Annotated in this window: 20 protein-coding genes; 3 read left to right on the top strand and 17 right to left on the bottom strand. The window is 39.2% G+C overall.

All coding sequences use genetic code 11. From position 1 onward, the window contains the following. The first annotated feature begins 31 nt into the window (after nt 1–31). From I6751_RS08205 to I6751_RS08195, 3 genes are all read left to right on the top strand, one after another. On the top strand, nt 32–1,258 hold the full coding sequence (locus I6751_RS08205) for an MFS transporter (protein WP_196592124.1): 1,227 nt from the start codon (nt 32–34) through the stop codon (nt 1,256–1,258). Nucleotides 1,259–1,278: 20 nt separating this feature from the next. Continuing rightward, a complete protein-coding gene (locus I6751_RS08200) occupies nt 1,279–2,124 on the top strand; it encodes a hypothetical protein (RefSeq protein ID WP_196592123.1) in 846 nt (281 codons plus the stop codon). Nucleotides 2,125–2,276: 152 nt separating this feature from the next. Then, nucleotides 2,277–2,933: an MgtC/SapB family protein gene (locus I6751_RS08195; RefSeq protein WP_229711377.1), complete on the top strand. Its 657-nt coding sequence runs from the start codon at nt 2,277–2,279 to the stop codon at nt 2,931–2,933. Nucleotides 2,934–3,208: 275 nt separating this feature from the next. On the opposite strand, the gene I6751_RS08190 is transcribed toward I6751_RS08195, so the two are convergent. From I6751_RS08190 to I6751_RS08110, 17 genes are all read right to left on the bottom strand, one after another. Beyond that, nucleotides 3,209–4,132: a DUF7916 family protein gene (locus I6751_RS08190; RefSeq protein WP_196592122.1), complete on the bottom strand. Its 924-nt coding sequence runs from the start codon at nt 4,130–4,132 to the stop codon at nt 3,209–3,211. Between the two features lie 33 nt (nt 4,133–4,165). Then, nucleotides 4,166–4,654: a PTS sugar transporter subunit IIA gene (locus tag I6751_RS08185; protein WP_231038034.1), complete on the bottom strand. Its 489-nt coding sequence runs from the start codon at nt 4,652–4,654 to the stop codon at nt 4,166–4,168. A gap of 32 nt (nt 4,655–4,686) precedes the next feature. Then, on the bottom strand, nt 4,687–5,859 hold the full coding sequence (gene nagA / locus I6751_RS08180) for an N-acetylglucosamine-6-phosphate deacetylase (protein ID WP_196592120.1): 1,173 nt from the start codon (nt 5,857–5,859) through the stop codon (nt 4,687–4,689). 26 nt (nt 5,860–5,885) lie between these two features. Next, a complete protein-coding gene (nagE, locus tag I6751_RS08175) occupies nt 5,886–7,268 on the bottom strand; it encodes an N-acetylglucosamine-specific PTS transporter subunit IIBC (RefSeq protein WP_182187519.1) in 1,383 nt (460 codons plus the stop codon). A gap of 137 nt (nt 7,269–7,405) precedes the next feature. Further along, complete coding sequence (nagB, locus tag I6751_RS08170) at nt 7,406–8,146, bottom strand: glucosamine-6-phosphate deaminase (protein WP_196592118.1); 741 nt, start codon at nt 8,144–8,146, stop codon at nt 7,406–7,408. Nucleotides 8,147–8,163: 17 nt separating this feature from the next. Further along, nucleotides 8,164–9,009, bottom strand: coding sequence for a MurR/RpiR family transcriptional regulator (locus I6751_RS08165; RefSeq protein WP_196592116.1), 846 nt, complete (start codon nt 9,007–9,009; stop codon nt 8,164–8,166). Between the two features lie 37 nt (nt 9,010–9,046). After that, on the bottom strand, nt 9,047–10,630 hold the full coding sequence (locus I6751_RS08160; protein ID WP_196592114.1) for a PTS transporter subunit EIIC: 1,584 nt from the start codon (nt 10,628–10,630) through the stop codon (nt 9,047–9,049). Between the two features lie 35 nt (nt 10,631–10,665). Further along, nucleotides 10,666–11,331 carry an N-acetylmannosamine-6-phosphate 2-epimerase gene (locus I6751_RS08155; protein ID WP_196592113.1) on the bottom strand — a complete coding sequence of 222 codons (666 nt, stop codon included), beginning with the start codon at nt 11,329–11,331 and terminating at the stop codon, nt 10,666–10,668. Nucleotides 11,332–11,629: 298 nt separating this feature from the next. Then, nucleotides 11,630–12,943 (bottom strand): glutamate-1-semialdehyde 2,1-aminomutase, encoded by a 1,314-nt coding sequence (gene hemL, locus I6751_RS08150; RefSeq protein ID WP_196592129.1) that lies wholly within the window; start codon nt 12,941–12,943, stop codon nt 11,630–11,632. A 35-nt stretch (nt 12,944–12,978) separates the two neighbouring features. Next, a complete protein-coding gene (gene hemB / locus I6751_RS08145; RefSeq protein ID WP_182187524.1) occupies nt 12,979–13,971 on the bottom strand; it encodes a porphobilinogen synthase in 993 nt (330 codons plus the stop codon). A 221-nt stretch (nt 13,972–14,192) separates the two neighbouring features. Continuing rightward, nucleotides 14,193–14,924 (bottom strand): amino acid ABC transporter ATP-binding protein, encoded by a 732-nt coding sequence (locus I6751_RS08140; RefSeq protein WP_330998136.1) that lies wholly within the window; start codon nt 14,922–14,924, stop codon nt 14,193–14,195. Nucleotides 14,925–14,944: 20 nt separating this feature from the next. After that, nucleotides 14,945–15,745: an amino acid ABC transporter permease gene (locus I6751_RS08135; protein ID WP_196592111.1), complete on the bottom strand. Its 801-nt coding sequence runs from the start codon at nt 15,743–15,745 to the stop codon at nt 14,945–14,947. A 146-nt stretch (nt 15,746–15,891) separates the two neighbouring features. Next, the gene (locus tag I6751_RS08130) at nt 15,892–16,734 is read right to left on the bottom strand and encodes a transporter substrate-binding domain-containing protein (protein WP_196592110.1); all 843 of its coding nucleotides are present in this window, start codon (nt 16,732–16,734) and stop codon (nt 15,892–15,894) included. A 90-nt stretch (nt 16,735–16,824) separates the two neighbouring features. Further along, a complete protein-coding gene (cobA, locus tag I6751_RS08125; RefSeq protein ID WP_196592109.1) occupies nt 16,825–18,345 on the bottom strand; it encodes a uroporphyrinogen-III C-methyltransferase in 1,521 nt (506 codons plus the stop codon). A gap of 49 nt (nt 18,346–18,394) precedes the next feature. Continuing rightward, nucleotides 18,395–19,330, bottom strand: a complete 936-nt coding sequence (hemC, locus tag I6751_RS08120) for a hydroxymethylbilane synthase (protein ID WP_196592108.1) — start codon at nt 19,328–19,330, stop codon at nt 18,395–18,397. Next, entirely contained in the window at nt 19,293–20,609 is a 1,317-nt protein-coding gene (gene hemA / locus I6751_RS08115; RefSeq protein WP_196592107.1) for a glutamyl-tRNA reductase, read from the bottom strand. Before hemA ends, hemC begins: the two co-directional genes overlap by 38 nt. Continuing rightward, nucleotides 20,584–21,225 carry a precorrin-2 dehydrogenase/sirohydrochlorin ferrochelatase family protein gene (locus I6751_RS08110; RefSeq protein ID WP_330998644.1) on the bottom strand — a complete coding sequence of 214 codons (642 nt, stop codon included), beginning with the start codon at nt 21,223–21,225 and terminating at the stop codon, nt 20,584–20,586. The genes hemA and I6751_RS08110 overlap by 26 nt, the downstream gene beginning before the upstream one ends. Between the last annotated feature and the right edge of the window lie 33 nt (nt 21,226–21,258).

The raw sequence follows: 21,258 nt of genomic DNA, 5'->3' as shown, positions 1-21,258 counted from the left end.
TAAATATATTATATAAGGAGAAGTGTATACTATGTTATTAGGAGAGTGTAGACAAAATAATAAGCGTGCTAAGCTGGTTTTATTGGGATGCTGGCTGGGCTGGTTTCTTAATTTTGCGGATAGATCATTATTATCGCCATTGCTGCCATTGATTAAAGATGAAATGAATTTGGGGTATTTGGGAATAGGCTTTTTAACGACGGCATTTTTTATTGGATACACTATTACACCTGTTCCGGGTGGATATTTAGCTGATAAATTCGGGGCAAAGAAGGTCATTATACCAAGCGTAATCGGATTTGGGATCGTTACTGTTTTTACAGCTTTTGTAAAAAATCCGGTAAGTTTAGCAATAACACGAGGTGTAACAGGATTGTTCGAAGGGTCATTTTATTCAACAGCTGTGGGGTATGTATCAGCTGTATTTCCTAAAAAAAATCGTGGCAGGGCAGTTGCCGTTTATGAAACAGGGTGGACACTAGGCAGCATGGTCGGTATATTTTTTGCCACTTTTATGGGGGCTGAATATGGCTGGCGTAGTCCGTGGATATTTATGATTATTCCTACGTTGCTTGTTGCAGCTTGGTTTTGGAAATATGTACCTCAGATAAAAAAGGAAGATATGCCGGCATATCAGGAAACGTTAGACGCTGGTGGAAAAGAACAGGGCGTATTTAAAGATATTTTGAAAATTAGAAATGCATGGATAATTTTTTCCCTGCAATTTATTGCTAATTTTGGATATTGGTCTATTAATACATTTACACCATTATATTTTAAAGAAGTCAAGGGTTATTCATTTATAGCGTCAGGTTCTTTATTGGCCGTCATGCTGATAGCCGGTACGTTAGGTTCATTATTATCAGGTGTAATTTCTGATAAATTCGGCAGACGTACCGGGATTTCCTTGTTTTATGCTGCCGCCGGAATTACATGGTATGGTGTGCTTAATTCTGTTACTGTTACGCAGACACTGTGCTGGGCAGCTATATCGGGATTTTTCATAACAGGACTGTATCCAACAATATTATCATGGATGACCGATTGTGTACCGCCTAATTTAACATCTGCGGCCAGTGGCTTTGGCATTATGGGTGCTGAAGTAGGTGCTTTTGTTACACCTATTATCGCAGGAATAGTAGCCAACTCCATGGGGCTGGGGATGGCAATGAATATTTATATCGGTTCATATATACTGGGAGCAATCATTGTATGGATTGGCAGGGAAATGACTGGTGGTATAGTCCAGCACACATGATATAATCAGGAAGTGTAATTATGTTGCATATAGATTATAAAAGTCCAGCTGATTTGGCTGAATTTCAAGGGAAAAAAGCTTATAAAATAATACAGGAAAATTATATTGAAAAGATAGTGGATAAAAACTGGAGAGAATATATACAGCTGTTTTTGACAATGACTAAACCGAAAAGTTCCTATAAATATAATTTTTTAGCAAGGTGGGATTTTTCTGTTGCTCCGGGTTCAGGGGCGCATCAAGCTCATTTTGGCGGATTGGCGGTGCATGTATTGCAGGATTTGGAGTATGCAGATGCACTTGCCAGGGTATACGAAAAACGAGGTATATGTATAGATTATGATTTATTGTATACAACAATAGTGTTGCATGACACAATGAAACGATTTATTTACAAATTTGATGATAATTATGTGTTGGAGAAAAGTGAAGATGATTTTATTGCTAAGGCAGCTGATCATCATTCTTTAGTGTTGAAGGAAATGAAGAGGCAGGGCTGCGATAAAAAACTTATTCTTTCGGTTGCGGCCATTCACGGAATTGATGATGTATCATTGCAGGGGATAAAAAAATTTGCTGTGGTGAATCATTATCTTGCAATTGGACAAACGGGGTTAAAATACACGGCAGACAGTATAAGACCGGAACATACAATCGCTTTTTTATCAGACAGTGACTGGTATTGGAGCGGACAAATGCAAAGACAAACCGAGTCGCTGGCGGGAATGCTGGTAAAAGATGATATGAGAATGAAGAATTATTTAAGAGTGTATCTGGGTTCACGTTTTACTTATGAAAAAGTTGGCACAATTATAGCTGAAAAGGGATATCAAGCCGCTGCTAAATATTTTTTGCCGCAAATGTAGAAAATCGTATATAATATAAATAACATTTTATATTTGCTTATGACTGGTAAATGATAGTTTATGCTTGTCAGAAATTGATTATATTTATGATAATCGATTTTCTGGGAAAGTGGATTTTATCTGCTAATAAAAAGTTTTGGGAAGTGGAAATTGTGCCATCGGAATGGGAAGCTTGCCTGCGCCTTGTCTTATCGGCAGTATTGGGTGGAATAATCGGATATGAAAGGCAGTATAAACATAAGTCGGCAGGACTGAGAACGAATATTCTGGTTTGTGTTGGTTCATGTCTTATTATGCTTTTATCTCAGGTCTTATATGGCAGTGTAGAAGGACGAACGAATGCAGATCCGGCCAGACTAGCGGCGCAAGTTGTCAGCGGTATTGGATTTTTAGGTGCCGGTGCAATAATAAAGGAAGGCGTAAATATCATAGGACTTACCACGGCGGCCTGTATTTGGGTTGTTTCGGGGGTGGGGCTGGCTGTTGGTGCCGGATATTATCTGGGAGCAGCGGTTACGTCGGCCATTGTGTTTTTGGTATTGGTTTCATTATCTCATATGGAATTGATAACACATTATGATAATTTGATAGTCTCTATAATTACCGAAGACAGGCCAGGGCAGGTTTTGAGCATTCACAGATGCTTACAGCTGAACCATATTATAATTAAAAACATTCAGATTACAGCTGTAGCCAGTGGTATGATAAAAATGGAATTTATAGTATATAATGAAAATAAGCTTAAACGTGCTGATATAGTAAATAAGCTATCTCAGATAAATAATGTTGTGGATGTAGAGGTAAACTGAATAAGAACGATTTCATCTTTTTGATTAAAACGCATTGTAGTTTTTATCATAAAGAATGACTGATGCGGAATATGGAATTGATAAATATTTTTTAGACCAAGGGGAAAGCGTATTTATTATAATTTGTAGTGATATTTGGTAATAATACAAAAAAGATACATCGATATAGTAGGAATTTTTGATAAAAGGATTATCGTTGAAGATAAGAGAACAAATTCAGCGATAATCCTTTTCATTTTACATCACCGTCATTTTTATACAGGAGCGATACCGGGTCAGCGATTTATTGATTGAGTCATGTTGCGATAAGTATGGCGGACACCTCTTATGGTTATTGAATAAGCCATGATATTTTCAGGCAGGGCCATGCCTGCATAACCAGAGTCTCCAATATGATGTATATCGGTACCGGCCATTTTACATAAAAGAGCAATACGGCGGATGGTATCCCGGTCGGCACCTTCTTGTGAAGTGCCGATTGTTGTCATAGCTAAGGCACGTGATTTATGAATATGTTTAATTAAACTGTGAACATAGTCCAAAGTAAGTCCCGGGACAGTTCCCGGTGCCGGTAATAATATTATATCGGCACCGGCGGAGATGAATGCATCAATATCTCGTGTTGTGGTTATAGATTCACCCGATTCGGTAAGTACACCGGCTGCATGCATTTTTCCAGCCGCCAAAATAATTTTACTGCCTGATTCCTGAGAAATAGATTTTAGCGATTGAAAAATAGCTTCATTTTTAATGCCATTTCCCGGATTGCCGGTCAATATAATCATGTCTGCGCCCATGGTGCTTAAAGTGCGGGCATTTTGGGCAGTGGCAATGCGTCCATCAGTCAGAGGCCAGCCTTCATTCTGAAGAATAGACGAACTATATTCAGCCGGTTCTAGGTTAACAGCAATGATTTTTCCCGTCAAACGCTTTAGTTCACGAATAGTATCTTGTTTATCAACATTTGGCAATGCCTGAATATCCGGATTGTTAACATCAAACATGTTTAAGACAAGAATATCAGCCCCCATGCCAGCGGCAAATTCCGCATTGGTAACGGTTTCAAGATAAGGTGCAACGGCACCAATGGTTTCACAGGCCATAACACGGCCTTCACTACGGGCGATGGCTTCCAATAGAGAAAGCTTGTCCATTGCCGCGATATCACTGGCAGTACAGTTTAATAGACGTTTTATCATGGAAGATCATCTCATTTACGGTAAATTTAATATTTATTTGATGTCTAATCGTAATACAGTTTTGGAAACAGATAGATTTTTTTCGATTTTCTTTATTTTTTCGTCCATATTGGTGAGGACTAACATGGTAGTCAAAGGTTTGCCTTGATTTTTGATGTAATCGCGATCGAATGTAATTAGTTTGTCACCTCTTTTTACTCCAGCGCCCTGTTCTACATATGCGGTAAATCCCCTGCCATTGAGCTCAACGGTATCAAGACCAATGTGAATTAGAATTTGTACGCCTTCTTTTGATTGTATAGCTATGGCGTGCTTGGTTTTTGCCAGCACGGCTATAACACCATCGCATGGTGCGGTTATAGTATCGTTTTCCGGTTCGACAGCAAAGCCGTCGCCCATCATTTTAGAAGAAAAAACTTCATCGGGCACTTTGTCTATATCGAATATTTTTCCTTGAACAGGAGCGTCAATATGGAGTTCTTTTTTCCCAAATAAATTAAACATAAAATTTCTCGCTTTCAATAATTGCTGATAATATACAGTGAATATTTTATTTAGTCAGATGAATTATTTTTATGATGTGTATATACACAACGCCCATTGACTAATACGGTTTTAATTTTTATGGTATCATCAAAAATCGTTATATCAGCTCGTTTGCCTTTTTCTATTGAGCCGATTTGCTGATAGATACCAAGTTCTTTTGCCGGATTTTTTGTAACCATTTCAATTATTTCCGGTAATTTTGCACCGCTGGCATTCATAAAATTGGCAATAGCACGATCCATGGTCAAGACGCTGCCGGCTATAGTACCATCCGATAATGTTGCTGTCTGGCCGTTGACATAAACTTTCTGGCCGCCAAGTTCGGATATTCCGTTGCCAAGTAGGCAGGCACGCATAGAATCGGTTATCAATATAATATATCCGCGGTTTTTTAACCGATATACCATTCGCTGGACTACAGGATGAACATGAACATTGTCCGTTATTAATTCACAAAAAACGTCATTATCTAGGGCTGCGCCTACAATTCCAGGATGGCGATGGTGAAACGGCGGCATACCATTGAATAAATGAGTTATGTGGGTTATATGGTGGTTTTTGATGGCATCTTGAGCTACAGAATATTTGGCTGAGCTATGACCAATAGATACGGTTATATTATTTTTTTGACATTGTTCGACAAAGTTGTAATTACCGGACAATGTTTCAGGAGCCAGTGTAATGAGACGAATAATATCTTTGTATTTTTCTATCAGAGAAAAATCAGCATTAATAATGTTTTGTGACGATTGCGCACCTTTGCGGGCGGCATTGATAAAAGGTCCTTCCATATGGCAGCCTAATATAGCAGCACCTTCTTGTGTCTGTCGGGCAGCACGGATTCGTTCCAATGCCCGGTAAATACGAGGTAAATCATAAGTCATGGTTGTGGGCAGGAAGGAAGTGACGCCGGTTTTTGCTTGATAAATCCTGATAGTGCTTAGGGATTGCAGATTATCATCCATTGTATCGGCGCCACCGCAGCCATGAATATGGATATTGATGAAACCCGGTGCTACATAACAGCCTTTGGCATCAATGATATCAGTAGCAATATATGAATCGTCCATTGGCAGTATATCTTGTATATAGTTATCAAAAATGAGCATATGATTATTTAATGTTTTAAAATTACCATTAATATCAGGAACGATAATTCTGCCATTTATAATTGCTTTCATTTTTCCTCCTGTGTATATAGTAAACTTTAATTGTGATTTTTCATTAATCGATTCATTTCATCAGCGATAAATTCAGCATGTGTGCCAACGACTACCTGAACGGAAGAGCCTTTTTTTATAACACCCTTTACGCCTAAAGCTTTTAGTGCCGCATCATCGACTTTATCAGGATCTTTTACGGTAAGTCTGAGACGGGTAATACAGGAACTGACATCATTAAGATTGACAATGCCGCCTAATTTTTCAGTTATTGAAATAGTATACTCGCTCATGTCGGTATCTTCCGGTAAAGCTATTTCTTCATCATAACGGCCAATGGTAGGAATATCAAAGTGACGTATGGACCAACTGAATATAACATAATAAATTACAGCAAATACTAAACCTATAGGTATTATTAAAATAGGTTTGGTAGCGAGACCCCAATTTAAAACATAATCAATGAAACCAGCTGAAAATCCAAATCCGTGCAATATGCCGAAACCATAGGCTACCGATAAAGCTAAACCAGTGAGAATAGCATGTACAAAATAAAGTGCCGGAGCCAAAAACATAAACATAAATTCTATTGGTTCAGTAATACCGGTTAAGAATGAAGTAAAGGCAACTGAGAAAAGAGCACCGCCGATTTTGGCACGATTTTCTGGTTTGGCACAGCGATACATTGCCAGGGCTACTGCAGGCATACCAAACATCATCATTATATAAAAACCGGCCATGAACATGCCGGCGTGTGGATCTCCGGCAAAGAATCTGTTTAAATCACCGGTAGCAACTACACCGCTTGGTGTGGTGTAACTGCCGAATACGAACCAGATAAAACTGTTTAAAATATGATGAAGACCAAAAGGAATGAGCAGGCGGTTGAGTACACCATATACAAAAGTACCGACAACACCAGCACCGATAATCCATTCACCAACTGCTAAGATGACAGCTTGGCATGGTCCCCATATTACACCAAAGATTCCGGCTAAAATGATTGATACTACTGCAGTTATAATAGGAACAAAACGTCTGCCACCGAAAAATCCTAAAAATTCCGGGAGTTTTGTGTTATGAAAATGATTGTAGAGATAACCGGCTTCAATTCCGCTGATAATCCCGGCAAGAACACTCATGTTCAAATCAGGATTAATAGTTTTTAGACCGGCGGTCAAGATGAGATAACCGATTGCACCGGCAAGTCCGGCAGCTCCATTGTTGTCACGAGCCAGACCAACGGCAATACCAATGGCAAATATTAAAGCCAGATTGTCAAAGACGGCACCACCGGCTTTAGTAATAAACGGAATGTTGAGTAAATCCGGTGCACCGAAACGCAGTAATAATGCTGCAGCGGGTAGTACAGCTATTGGCAGCATCAGTGCTTTACCAATACTTTGTAATTTTTCGAACCAATTATTCATTGTTGTAACCCTCCATAAAAATAAATTATTTTTGTACTTATACTGTCTACGGCTATAGAATAAGAAAACATTCTAAAGATAATTTAAAGTAGATAATTGCTGCTGCAGCAGTACAAGATTTTAGCAACATATGCTGTTTAATTTTCTACATGTGGCAGCATTGCTCCTGCTTCTTTGTCGACGATAACTATAACATCTTGATGCAGTTGCAGAATAGAAGCAGGAGCTGCCGGGCTTATTTTACCAGTGACAGCCTTGAATACTGCTTCAGCCTTATTTTTACCGTTTGCCAGTAAAATTATTTTCTTAGCGAACATGATTGTTTTTATACCCATACTTATGGCATAACGCGGTACCTGCTTTGCATCGGCAAAAAAACGGGAGTTTGCTTCAATAGTTTCATCATCAAGTTTTACCTTGTGAGTTGTCGTTTCAAATTTTATATCGGGTTCATTAAAACCAATGTGGGCATTTTTACCAATCCCCAACACTTGTAGATCTATACCGCCGTTATTTTTTATTAATTGATCATAGTCATGGCATTCTTTATTAATATCTGCAGCCATACCATCGGGAATATAAATATTTTTCGGCATGATATTAATATATTTGAAAAAATTATTGTACATGAAATAATGATAACTTTCCGGATTTTCCGGGTTGATACCAATGTATTCATCTAAATTAAATGAAGTAACAGCGGAAAAATCGAGCCCTATAGATTTGTGTATATCGATAAGTTTTTTATACATTAAAAGCGGTGTGCTGCCAGTAGCAAGTCCTAAGGTACTGTTTGGTTTGAGATAGATTTGCCCTGCAATAATTTTAGCAGCGGTCATGCTCATAGCATCATAGGATTTTGTAACAATAATACGCATATTAAGATTTTCTCCCTTCAATTGTGCAGCAGCTGGATAGCTTTAGTAGTCTTTTGTTTATTAGTGACTGCCTTTTCATCCATTTCTTTCACTACTTGAGTGTAAAGCAAATCCATGACGAAAAATTGAGCCATTTTTACAACAATTGAGCCAGTTTCCAGTAATGATTCTTTAGCCTCGTAAGTGATAATAAAGTCGGCTAAATATTTGGTTTGTTTTTCTTTGTTTGAAGTTATTAGAATTACCGTAACGGCGTTCTTTTTAGCCAGCCTGATGGTCTGGATTATTTCAGGAGAATAGCCGGCATGTGAGATAGCAACCAATACATCACCTTTCTGGGCAAGAGATGCTGTTATTATCATGGTATGGCTGTTATCAAAACCACTGCTTTGGAAACCGATACGATAAAATTTGTAGGCGGAATCGAGTGCGGTAAAACCGGAGTTGCCTAAACCAATGAAATATAAATGTTTTGCCTGCCTTATAACAGCTGAACATTTTTCAATTAATGTATCAGGCATTGAATTTAATGTTTTCTCTAAAGTCCCAATAGATATATCAATTAATTTTCGTCCTGTGGTTAAAGCAGATTCATTACGATTTATATGATTGTTTATAATATATTGATTACATTTTTCTTTTAGTTCACCGGCTAAGGTTAATTTAAATTCCTGGAGGCTGGAAAACCCCATTTTTTTGACGAATCGTGTAATAGTAGCTTCACCGATTCCTGATTCATCCGCTAATTTGGCAATAGCGGTATGGGAAATATTGGCTATATTTTTTTTTATATAATCCATAAATTTTTTGTCGGATTTGGATAATTTAAAATTTGGATTTTCTAATTGCTCTAATAATTTCATAGGATATTCACTCCTAAAAATTGTAGATATGATAAAATCATAAATTTAATGTTTCCTCTAATTCATTTTTTATAACTGTAACCTGTGGCCCGTAAATAACCTGCACAGCATTGCCACTTTTTAAGACACCACGGGCCCCGCTTTTTTTTAATAAACTTTCTCTTACTAGATTACCATCTTTTACTGTAATTCGCAGACGTGTGGCGCAACAGTCAAGTTCGATGATATTGGTTTTGCCGCCAAGTCCGTTAATAATACAGTCGACACGATTTTGGTTTGCTGAAGCGGGTGTGTTATTTTGGGTTAAAATAGAAATTTCATCCGTCTCGTCTTCCCGGCCGGGTGTTTTCAAATTGAATTTTAAAATACAAAATTTGAAGGAAAAATAATAAAGGAAAAACCAAGGAATACCTACCATAGGAATATAAATCCAATTTGTTTTAGAAACACCTTGAAGCACTCCAAATAAAATAAAATCAATGAATCCACCGGAAAAAGTCTGGCCCACGGTTATCTGCAGCATATGAGCAATCATAAAAGCGCAGCCGTCAAAAAAGGCATGAAGAACGTATAAAGCAGGAGCAACAAATAGAAATGAAAATTCTATGGGTTCGGTAATGCCTGTCAGGAATGATGTTAGGGCAGCTGATAATAATAATCCACCGACAATTTTTTTCTTTTCCGGACGGGCTGTTTGGTACATTGCAAGACAAGCTCCGATTAAACCAAACATCATGGTTATGAATCTGCCAGACATGAAACGAGATATGCCAATATAATAATGAGTAGTTGAAGGATCACCTAATTGGGCAAAAAATATTCGTTGAGTCCCTTCGACGAGCTGACCATTTATTATGGCACTGCCTCCCAAGGCCGTTGTCCAGAAAGGCAGATAAAAGATATGGTGAAGACCAAATGGTCCAAGCATGCGCAGTATAAAACCGTAAATTAATGTGCCAATATAACCTGTACTGCCGACAATGGAACCTATGCCAAAAATAATCTTTTGAAAATGTGGCCAGATTACAAACATTATTGCCCCAAGGAATATTGCAGCAAATGAAGATATGATGGGGATAAAACGTGATCCACCAAAGAATCCCAAAAACTGTGGCAGTTCAATTTTATTATATTTATTATGCAGGTAGTAGGTCATAATACCAACAACAATACCGCCAAAAACACCAGTTTCTAATGTTTGTATTCCTAAACTCATCCCTTGGCCTGCTTGTGCCAGATTATTTTTTGCTAAGGTGTCAGTGATTTTTAACAGGGAATGAATAGTAGAATTCATGACCAGAAATGCTAATAGAGAAGCTAATCCGGCCGTACCCCGATCAGAGCGCGCCAGACCGACAGCTATACCGACTGCAAATAAAATGGCCAGATTAGCAAACACTATACTGCCGGCATCGGCCATAATTGTAAAAATATTTTGTAGCCAGGTAATATTTAAAAAAGGATAAGCCCTTATAGTATTTGGATTTGAAAAGGCACCGCCTATTCCTAGTAGTAAACCGGCAGCCGGTAGGACAGCTATTGGCAGCATAAACGATTTACCAAAGCGTTGAGCCTTTTCAAAAAAAGTCCCTTTGGATGTGGTATTGTCAAAAATACTCATTTTATCCTTCCTTTTTTAATTACATTTTATAATTATTAACACAATGCGGCAGCAAATTTTGCTGTTATAAGCTGAGGCCTGGTGATTGCGGATCCGACGATTGGGGCAAAAGCACCGGCAGCCATCACTTTTTTTATATCATCCGGGGTATTGATTTTACCTTCAGCAAACACGGGAATAGAAGCATTAGCAGATAATTCCTCTATTAATCCGATATCAGGACCGGATAATTGTCTGGAATACTGTGTATAACCAGACATTGTAGTTGAGATAGCATCAACACCTAAAGCTTGTGCTGCCATACCTTCATCATAGGTGGAAATGTCGGCTAAAATAAGTTTGCCGGCTGCATGAATATGATCCAGTAATATTTGGATATCGATATGGCCGGGACGGATACGATTAGTCATATCCAGGGCAATAATTTCACAGCCTGATGATAAGAGATCATTTACCTCTAATAAAGTCGGAGTTATGTATATTTCCGAATCAGCGTATTTCTTTTTGATAAGGCCAATGACAGGCAGACCGGTGACCTTTTTTATTTCGATGATATCTGCCGTGCTTTGTGCACGTATAGCTGCGGCTCCGCCCATCTTTGCGGCATTGGCCATGCGTCCCATTATAAAAGAGCTATGCAGGGGTTCATCTGGCAGAGCTTGACAGGAGACAATTAATTTACCTTTTAATTCATTTAACATTTTTAACTCCTTTTTGCGAATTATTTTAAAATTATAATAACATGAATTAAAAAAATAAGCAATAAAATTTCATTTATTTTTAAAATTGTTATTTTTTAAAAACATAAATGAAATAAAATTTCTAAAATAATAGACAAAAAAATAATACGAGGCCATTGCATGAACAGCATTGACCTCATAAAGATGCAACCCTTCACTGCTATGTGTTTTCCCACTCTTCTGAAGGCGGGGAAACAAGTGAGATATTGCGTATTTATGAATGAAAATGAATATGTGCAAAAACCCCGTATTTATAAATCTATAATTCAGCTACACAACTAAAAGCATTCTTAGCTGCGAGTATTGTTTTTTCAATGTCGGCATCAGTATGGGCACCACTCATAAAAAGTGTTTCAAATTGTGATGGGGCAATATAAATGCCTTGTTCGAGCATTGATTGAAAATAAACTTTAAAAGCTTCCTGATCTGATGCCGCGGATGTTTCATAGTCATAGACATCCTTCTCATTGAAGAATATCCCAAACATAGAACCTGCCTGATGCAGTTGTATTTTGATGCCTGCGTCTTTAGCAGCGGCTTGTATTCCAAGCAGCAGTTTTTTTGTTTTTAAGGTCAATGTACGGCTATAGTCAGGCTGCCCTGGTTCAGGGTCAGCAGTAAGCAGAGAAAGTGTGGCAATCCCGGCAGTCATCGCTAAAGGATTGCCGCTCAATGTTCCAGCTTGATATACTGGGCCGATTGGTGCAATCATATCCATGATTTCTTTTTTTCCGCCATATGCTGCAACGGGAAGACCGCCACCGATTATTTTACCAAGACAAGTCATATCAGGAGTAATACCGTATGCAGCCTGCGCTCCGCCTAATGAGGCCCGAAATCCGCACATTACTTCATCAAAAATTAAAACAATGCCATATTGTTGTGTCAAATTACGTAAATGTCGTAAATAACCTTGTTTCGGAGGAACCAGACCCATATTGCCGGCAACCGGTTCAACGATAACCGCGGCTATTTTCGTCCCCTGTTCCTGCAATACTTTTGTTATGGCGTCGCAGTCGTTATATGGTACAGTGATAGTATCCTGTGCCGTTCCTTTTGTAACACCGGGACTGTCTGGAACACCAAAGGTAGCCGCTCCTGAACCGGCTTTAACTAAAAGACTGTCCCCATGCCCATGGTAACAGCCAATAAATTTAACAATCTTATCGCGTCCAGTGTATCCTCTGGCAACGCGTAAGGCACTCATTGTTGCTTCTGTGCCGGAGTTTACCATACGTATCTTTTCTATAGAAGGGTAAACTGACATGACCAATTTTGCCAGTTCACTTTCGAGCAGAGTCGGAGCACCGTAGCTGGTGCCTTTTTCTACCGCTTGTCTTAGTGCTTCAACTACCTGTGGATGTGCATGACCAACCACCATAGGTCCCCAGGATCCGACATAATCAATGTATTCATTGCCGTCTATATCATAAATTTTACTTCCTTTGGCATGATCAATAAACGGCGGATCACAATCGACATTTTTATATGAACGCACAGGACTATTGACTCCGCCAGGCATCAGCATTTTGGCTTCGTTGAAAGCAGCCTGTGATTTTTCCAGATGAAGCATATATTCCCCAACTTTCCTTGCTGTTATTGATGAGTTTATTCCAATTCCCGCAGCCATTTAGCAGCATCGATGGCATGATAGGTGATAATACTGTCTGCACCAGCCCGTTTCATGCTGGTCAGGGTTTCCAAAACGATACGTTTTTCATCAATCCAGCCATTCTGAGCTGCGGCCTTGACCATAGCATATTCACCACTTACATTATATGTAATCAGTGGTAAGTTCATATGTTCCCTTACTCTGCGGACGATGTCGAGATAGGCGAGTGCCGGTTTGACAATAATCATATCAGCGCCTTCCTGCAAATCAAGATCAACTTCCTTGATAGCCTCACGAGCGTTGGCTGGGTCCATTTGATAGGCGCGTCTGTCGCCAAAGGAAGGTGTTGAATCAGCAGCATCTCTAAATGGTCCATAATAACCAGAAGCGTATTTTACTGCATAGGACATTATTGAAGTATTAATGTAACCTTCATCATCAAGAGCTTGTCTGATAGCTGCTACACGTCCATCCATCATATCGGATGGTGCGATGATGTCGGCTCCGGCTTTAGCCTGGCTGACAGCAACTTTTTGCAAGAGTTCAAGAGTTGCATCATTATCGACATAGTGACCACACAATTTACCGCAGTGACCATGTGTTGTATATTGACAAAGACAGACGTCACCGACAATGACCATTTCAGGAAGAGCTTGTTTTATAGCGGTTATTGCACATTGGACAGGACTTTTCATGTCCCAGGCAGAAGAACCAATTTCATCTTTATATTCCGGAAGGCCGAAGATTTCTACAGCCGGAATGCCGAGTGCCCATATTTCCCTGGCTAATTTTACGGCATTGTCAATCGAAATACGGTAACAATTGGGCATGCTGGGAATTTCCTGCATTATATTTTTGCCGGCGATAACAAAAATCGGATAAATAAAGTCTTTAGTTGATAAAATGGTTTCTCTGACTATTGAACGAATTGCAGGAGAGATACGCATGCGGCGTGGACGAAGTTTTTGTGGAAAAGTATTTTTGTACATAATTAAGAGAGTGTATATACTCTCTTTGTCACCTCTTTTTATAAAAATTGAATCTGATTCATATTATAACATAAAATAACTGCTGTTCAACAGTGACCTGTTTTTTCATGTATGGAGAGATTTTTTGATAAAAAATATGTAAATTATGAGCCCGAATATTAAGTAAAATATCCTTTGATTAGTATATTTTTACTAAATCAAAGGATATTTTTGCTGTTAATTTATATGTTTTTAGTAAATCGTGCCAAAAATTCCTGGGTTTTCTTATTTTGTGGATTACCAAAAATATCTTGAGGAGTACCGTCTTCAACTATAACACCATCGGCCATATAAATTACCCGATTTGATACATCACGGGCAAATGCCATTTCATGTGTTACTATTATCATAGTAAGGCCCTCATTAGCCAGGTCACTCATTACGCTTAATACCTCACCGACCATTTGGGGATCTAAAGCGGATGTCGGTTCGTCGAAAAGTAAAATTTGAGGTTTAATAGCCAAGGCACGGGCTATGGCTACACGTTGTTTTTGTCCGCCAGATAATTGGTCGGGACGGGCATTTATATATTGCGCCATGCCTACTTTTTCCAGATATTGCATGGCGGTTTGTCGAGCTTCCTTTTTAGGATGTTTTAGGACAGTTACCGGACTGACCATACAGTTTTGCAGTACAGACATGTTGCTGAATAAATTAAAAGACTGAAAAACCATTCCTACTTTTGTCCGATATAAGGGTATGTTATTGCTGATATCAAGTATGTTTTTGCCTTCAAAAATTATTTCACCGGAGGTGGGTGTTTCCAGAAGGTTAATACAGCGCAGCATAGTCGATTTACCGGATCCTGAAGCACCGATTATGCTGATGACGTTTCCGTGGTCGATACTAAAATCAATATCCTTTAAGATTTCTCGTTGTCCAAAACATTTTACTAAATGTCTGACTGATAAGATAGGTGTATTTTTTGTGGTATTCATTGTTTTCCTCCCTGATTTGAATTATTAGGGAAGATACCGGTAGGATCAGCCATCGGATCATTGACCAGTTGATAGTCCGCTGAGCCAGCCATACGGTGCTCAATATAGCGGAGAATCCGTGAAGCGGTAAAAGTCATGATGAAATAAATGACGCAGGTGACAAAAAATACTTCGAAATAGCGGTAATAAACACCAGCTGCGGATTTTGAGACAAAATACAGCTCGGTCACTGAGATAACATTTAATACTGATGTATCTTTTATGTTAATGATTAAGTTGTTGCCAATTTGTGGCATAATATTCCGCAAGGCCTGTGGCAGTACTACGGTGTACATTGTTTGGATATGGTTCATGCCTATAGCCATAGCGGCTTCGGTCTGCCCTTTGTCAACAGAAATAATGCCGCCACGGACTGTTTCTGCCATGTATGCACCGGTATTAACGGAAACAACTAAGAAACCGGCTACCATGGCCGACATGTCAATATTGAATACCGCCATTGAACCATAATAAACAACCATTGCCTGAACAATCATTGGTGTGCCGCGAAAAATTTCCACGTAAGCGGCGAAAATGAATTGAATGATTTTATTTAAAAACTTAAAACCCGAATTGGTTCTGTCAGTTACCGGGATAGTTTGGACAATGCCCACAAACAGGCCAATGATACAACCAATGAGTGTACCAAATAGGGCCAGTAATAATGTCACACCCGCTCCCTGTAATAAAGCAGTGCCATATTGGTTGATGATAAACATAACCCAACCTAAAAAGGTTGTTGGCATATCCGCTGCCATTAAACCACTCTCCCTTGAATATGTTACGAAATTTACAAAAACTAAACATATTATACTATGTTTAGTCTGAATAGACCACAAAAAATATAGGGGTGGCTTTCGCCACCCCATCACATCTTTGTGCTGTATTTATTTCATGGCTGGAACTATTTAGATAAAGGTTGAACCTTTATAGCATCTTCCATCATTTTATTGCGGTCATCATCGTTAATTTTCGCCAGTTGTTCATTGATTTTTTTGAGTAAATCACTGTTACCTTTTTTTACGGCGACGCCCATTTCAACGTCTTCCTTAGAAGCTTTGAATGTACCATCACCAGTAAAATCAAGCATTTTTAAATCAGGATTGGCGAATACTGCGGCCATAGCAGTGGGTTTATCAAGGACAAGAACGTTAACCTTCCCAGAAGTAAGAGCGACAATCATGCCGGGAACATTATCAATAGCTGGTTGTTTATCAGCATTAGGAATTTGGTCAATCATGTCATACCAGACAGTATTGAGTTGAGAAGTAGCAATGGCCCCATTTAAATCAGCAACGCTTTGAGCATTGGCATATTTCCCATCTTTTTTGACGAGAGCAACAATAGAAGCATTGTAATAGACATCAGAAAAATCAACTGTTTGCTTGCGTTTGTCGGTAATGCTCATACCGGCGATTACTGCATCAATTTTGCCAGTATTGACAGCAGGGATAAGTCCGTCCCAATCCATTTTATGTATTTCTAATTTATAGCCCATACCGTCAGCAATCTTTTTGGCCATGAGAATATCATAACCCATTGCATATTGATCTGAATCGGCAATTTTAACGGCACCATTGGTGTCATCATTTTGTGCCCAGTTAAACGGTGCATAAGCACATTCCATGCCGACACGCAAGACTTTTTTGTCGGAGTCGGCGGAAGAACCACAGCCTGCAATTACTGCTGTTCCAATAGCTAAAACACATATGGCAATTATTGCTGCCAGTTTTTGTGTCAATTTCATAAAACTTTGTCCACCCCTTTTGAATAACATTCTTATTTTACAATTTTATAATATTTTTTTATTATAGCAATGCATACTTTGCTTGTCAATTCAATTGTCTGGCTGATAAAAGTTTTTGATTGCATTTGTTAAGCCGTCAATTGTATATGTTTGTGCGATAATATTGGATTTTAGTCCATGTGCCTGGCAGGTCGCGGCAGTGATAGGACCAATACAGGCTGTTAGGACGTCATTTAACAGTTCGGTCTTACCATTAATCAATTTTAGTAGATTTATAACAGTAGATGAACTGGTAAAAGTTATTAAGTCGATCTTTCCAGCTTTGAGTTTGTCAATAATAGCACTATAATCAAAATCGGCTGTAACCGTGCGATAACATTGTATGACATCCACAGTCGCACCTGCCTGGTGCAATTTTTCCGGCAGTATAGCACGTGCTTCTTTAGCTCGTGCTAAGAGAATGTGGCTGTTTTTATTTATATAAGGCTGAAGCTTGGTTAATAAACTTTCAGCACGAAATTCTTCGGGGACGCAATCAGCTTTTATGCCATAAGTGAGAAGCTTTTCAGCAGTATTTCCTCCAATAGCGGCAATTTTGGCGTGGTTTAATATTCTTGTATCATGATGTTTGCAGTAGAGGCGGTCAAAGAATTTTTCGACACCGTTAACACTGGTAAATATTAACCAATCATATGTGTGAATGTTATCAATGGATTTATCCAATCCGGCATAATTATCATCTGGATCCGTTATTTTTATTGTTGGTGCTTCCAGGCAGTTTGCTCCAAGTTGTTCCAATTGATTAGTAAGTTTAGAAGCTTGTTCGCGTGAACGAGTAATTAGTATGTTTTTGCCAAAAAGTATTTTATTGTCAAACCATTTAAGTGAATCACGCAGTTTCACCACATTTCCTACAACAAATATTGCCGGTGGTTTTAAACCATGAAGTTTGGTATCCTGTGCTGCATTTTCGACTGTTGTAAGCAGTACTTCCTGCTGTGGTTTTGTACCCCAGCGAATCAAGGCTGCAGGAGTATTGGCAGCTCGACCATTTTTCATAAGCTGTTCGGTTATATAGGGAAGCTTGCCTACACCCATTAAAAACACTAAGGTATCTACACCTGTTGCCAAATGTGACCAGTTAAGTCCTGACTCTTTTCTGGTGGGGTCTTCGTGGCCGGTGACTACGGCAAAAGATGATGCAATTTTACGGTGGGTAACAGGAATACCAGCATAAGCAGCTGCTGCGATTGCAGAAGTCACACCGGGAATTATTTCAAAGGGTAAACTATTATTTTTTAGGGCAAGAGCCTCTTCTCCACCGCGGCCAAAAACAAATGGGTCACCGCCTTTAAGGCGGGCAACTATTTTACCTTCCCTGGCTTTATTTACTAAAAGCTGGTTTATTTCTTCTTGCTGCATAGTGTGCTGACTTGCTTTTTTGCCGACATAAATAAACTGGGCGTGTTTGTCAGCCAGGGTAAGAAGTTTATTATCAGCCAGATAATCATACACTATTACATCAGCTTTTTTTATGCATTCAGCTCCCTTTATTGTTAATAAACCTGTATCACCAGGACCTGCTCCAATAAGATAAACAATCCCTGCCATATTTCCTCCTGATTATTACAATAAAATATTAAAGTTTGATTGTTGATAATTATTGTTCCATTAGTAAGCCGATCTGCTGCATTATTGCTAAACCACCAGCGTCGAGAAGTTTATTGGCGATTTGTCTGCCAAGATCTGCAGCTTCAGTAATGGGACCGACAGCTTTGTCACGCAGCAGTTGTTTACCGTCTAATGAAGCAATGACCGCCTCGATTGAAATACGGTCTTTCTTTGTCTGTGCATACACACCGACCGGTACCTGACAACCGCCTTCTACCCTGGATAAAAAAGCTCTTTCAGCAGTTGTTGCAGTGGCTGTTGCCTTATCATGCAAAAATGCCAATAAACTGAGCATTTCGGTATCATTTTTTCTGGCCTCAATTGCCAATGCACCTTGTCCAACAGCCGGCAGACAAAGCTCAGGGGATAGTAAAGCGGTGATTTTATCACTTAAGCCAAGTCGTTTTAAGCCGGCTGCGGCCAATATTATCGCGTCATATTGGCCCTGGTTTAATTTGTCGAGGCGGGTATTGACATTGCCGCGCAAATCACAAATCTGTAAATCAGGACGGGCGTTGAGCAACTGTGCTTTGCGGCGCAGACTTGATGTACCTATTTTTGCTCCCGGCGGCAGAGCGGTAAAGCTGTTGTATTTTGTACTGACAAAGGCATCGCTGACATCAGCCCGTTTAGTTATTGCTGCAAGTATAAGGCCTGAGGGTAAAGCAGTAGGCATATCTTTAAGACTGTGCACGGCAATGTCGATAGTTCCATCAAGCATGAAAGTTTCAATTTCCTTGGTAAACAATCCCTTGCCACCTATTTTGGCGAGCGGTACATCCAGAACTTTATCACCTTTGGTAGTGATATGTAGTAATTCTACAGTTTTTTCCGGATATTTCTGTCGGATACAATTAGCCACATATTCAGCCTGCCATAAAGCTAATTTACTGTTGCGCGTACCGATAACTATTTTGCTTTTCACTGTTTTTCTCCTTTAAGACATCGAGTTTAAATAATTTTTTCATAGCGTCAATATAGAATTTTTCCTGCGATGTTCCGGCAGAGCTGTTAAGTTTAGTCATTGGTTCGCGGAGCAGTTTTCGTACAATCATTTTTGACATATTTTCAATAACGCGTTCTTGTGCCGGTGTAATATTTTCAAGCTTATTCATCGCTCGTTTTACTTCACGGCAGCGTATGCGATCAGCCTTATCGGTCAGGAGGACCATTACCGGACGAAAACTAAGATAGCGGAAACGTTCAATGAGTTCATCTACCTCTTCACCGATGATTTTATAGGCAATCTTTGCTTCTTGTCCGCGACGTTTTATATTGTCTTCAACGACAGCTTTTAAATCATCGATATTATATAAAAGAACCCCTTTTATTTTAGCTACATCGGGGTCGACATCGCGTGGCACGGCAATATCAATAAAAATTAGTGGCCTTCCCTTTCTTCTGGCCATGAACTGCTGGGTTTCCCATGTTTTTACTACATAATGCGGAGCACCAGTAGATGTGACTACTATATCAATATCTTCTGTACTGGTGAAGGCTTTGTCAAAAGGAACGGCTTTTCCGTCAAATTTGTCAGCGAGTAAGCGGGCTTTTTCAATGTGACGATTGGCGATGTATATTTTTTTGATGTCTTTACCTAAAAGATTTTTTGCCGTTAATTCAGCTGTTTCACCGGCACCATAAATCAGAGCGGAAGAATTGCTCAAATCACCCTTAAATACAGTGCGGGCAAGTTCTACTGCAGCATAACTGACCGATACAGCATTGTAAGCTATATGGGTTTCAGTGCGTACTCTCTTTCCCGTGGAAATTGCACGATGAAACAACGTGTTTAAAACGGTGCTGGTGGCACCATTTTCTCTGGCTATAGTATAAGCCTTTTTTACCTGACTTAAAATTTGTCCTTCCCCGATTATTAACGAATCGAGGCTGGAGGCTACTTGAAACAAGTGTTGAATACAAGCGTGATCAGGATAATAGTACAAATAATAGTCAATATCGTCTTCGTTGCCGGTAAGATCGAACAAAAATCTTTTTAATGTATCACGGCCTTCATTTCCATCATCAAGAACGGCATATATTTCGCTGCGGTTACAGGTTGATAAGACAACAGCTTCCAATATATTGCCATAATCGTCGATATGATGCAGTCCCTCAATAACACTTTCTGAGCTGATAGAAAATTTTTCACGGATATTTACGGGTGTCGTCTTATGATTAAGCCCTAAAACTGCTAATTGCATTACGAATTTTATCCTCCGCTTCTTTTACCTTACCCTTATGAATTAAAATCATTATATCCCTATTGAGAACTTTTCGCCAGAAATCCTCGCGTTGACGAAAAGTAGGGATTACCGATGCCGCTTCTTGACGCAGTACAGCCAATTTTTCGATGAACGGGGCATATCCCCTGTCGATGAAATCTTCCAATTCACGCTTGATTTCTCTGGCCATTGCCGGGCTTTTTCCGTTGGTAGACGATGTTATGAGCAGATTGCCGCGACGAATGACAGCCGGCATGGCAAAATCACATAAAGGTAATCTGTCGACAACATTTATCAAGATATGTTCTGTTTTTGCTTCATTGGCAGCCAGATGATTTATTTCTTCATCATCTGTTGCGCAAATAGCCAGAATGTAATTTTTGATATCGCCATATTCATAAGATTTTTTCAACCAGACAAATAAATTTTCAGCTTGCAGAATTTGAAGTTCATCATTTAATTTCGGGGCTATAACTGTGATTTTGGCGTTAGCGTCGATGAGGCCTTTTATTTTTCGGCAGGCTACCATTCCTCCACCGATAACAACACAAGGTTTATTGTCAAGAATTAAATTTATTGGATACAAGAAGCACACCTCTTCTATTTACGAATGATATTCATTTTTTAA

The organism is Pectinatus frisingensis, assembly GCF_015732285.1.
Taxonomy (GTDB): Bacteria; Bacillota; Negativicutes; order Selenomonadales; family Selenomonadaceae; genus Pectinatus; species Pectinatus frisingensis.
The sequence above is the reverse complement of the archived record's forward strand: the minus strand, read 5'-3'. Positions and strand labels throughout refer to the sequence as shown.

Bases quoted from the DNA above. Each gene is read 5' to 3' on its own strand.
- I6751_RS08200 (WP_196592123.1), top strand. From the start codon at position 1,279: ATGTTGCATATAGATTATAAAAGTCCAGCTGATTTGGCTGAATTTCAA.
- I6751_RS08130 (WP_196592110.1), bottom strand. From the start codon at position 16,734: ATGAAATTGACACAAAAACTGGCAGCAATAATTGCCATATGTGTTTTA.
- I6751_RS08155 (WP_196592113.1), bottom strand. From the start codon at position 11,331: ATGTTAAATGAATTAAAAGGTAAATTAATTGTCTCCTGTCAAGCTCTG.
- I6751_RS08135 (WP_196592111.1), bottom strand. From the start codon at position 15,745: ATGGCAGCGGATATGCCAACAACCTTTTTAGGTTGGGTTATGTTTATC.
- I6751_RS08205 (WP_196592124.1), top strand. From the start codon at position 32: ATGTTATTAGGAGAGTGTAGACAAAATAATAAGCGTGCTAAGCTGGTT.
- I6751_RS08160 (WP_196592114.1), bottom strand. From the start codon at position 10,630: ATGAGTATTTTTGACAATACCACATCCAAAGGGACTTTTTTTGAAAAG.
- hemL (WP_196592129.1), bottom strand. From the start codon at position 12,943: ATGCTTCATCTGGAAAAATCACAGGCTGCTTTCAACGAAGCCAAAATG.
- nagB (WP_196592118.1), bottom strand. From the start codon at position 8,146: ATGCGTATTATTGTTACAAAATCCTATGATGCTATGAGCATGACCGCT.
- nagE (WP_182187519.1), bottom strand. From the start codon at position 7,268: ATGAATAATTGGTTCGAAAAATTACAAAGTATTGGTAAAGCACTGATG.
- nagA (WP_196592120.1), bottom strand. From the start codon at position 5,859: ATGAAAGCAATTATAAATGGCAGAATTATCGTTCCTGATATTAATGGT.
- I6751_RS08165 (WP_196592116.1), bottom strand. From the start codon at position 9,009: ATGAAATTATTAGAGCAATTAGAAAATCCAAATTTTAAATTATCCAAA.
- hemB (WP_182187524.1), bottom strand. From the start codon at position 13,971: ATGTACAAAAATACTTTTCCACAAAAACTTCGTCCACGCCGCATGCGT.
- hemA (WP_196592107.1), bottom strand. From the start codon at position 20,609: ATGCAATTAGCAGTTTTAGGGCTTAATCATAAGACGACACCCGTAAAT.
- I6751_RS08190 (WP_196592122.1), bottom strand. From the start codon at position 4,132: ATGATAAAACGTCTATTAAACTGTACTGCCAGTGATATCGCGGCAATG.
- cobA (WP_196592109.1), bottom strand. From the start codon at position 18,345: ATGGCAGGGATTGTTTATCTTATTGGAGCAGGTCCTGGTGATACAGGT.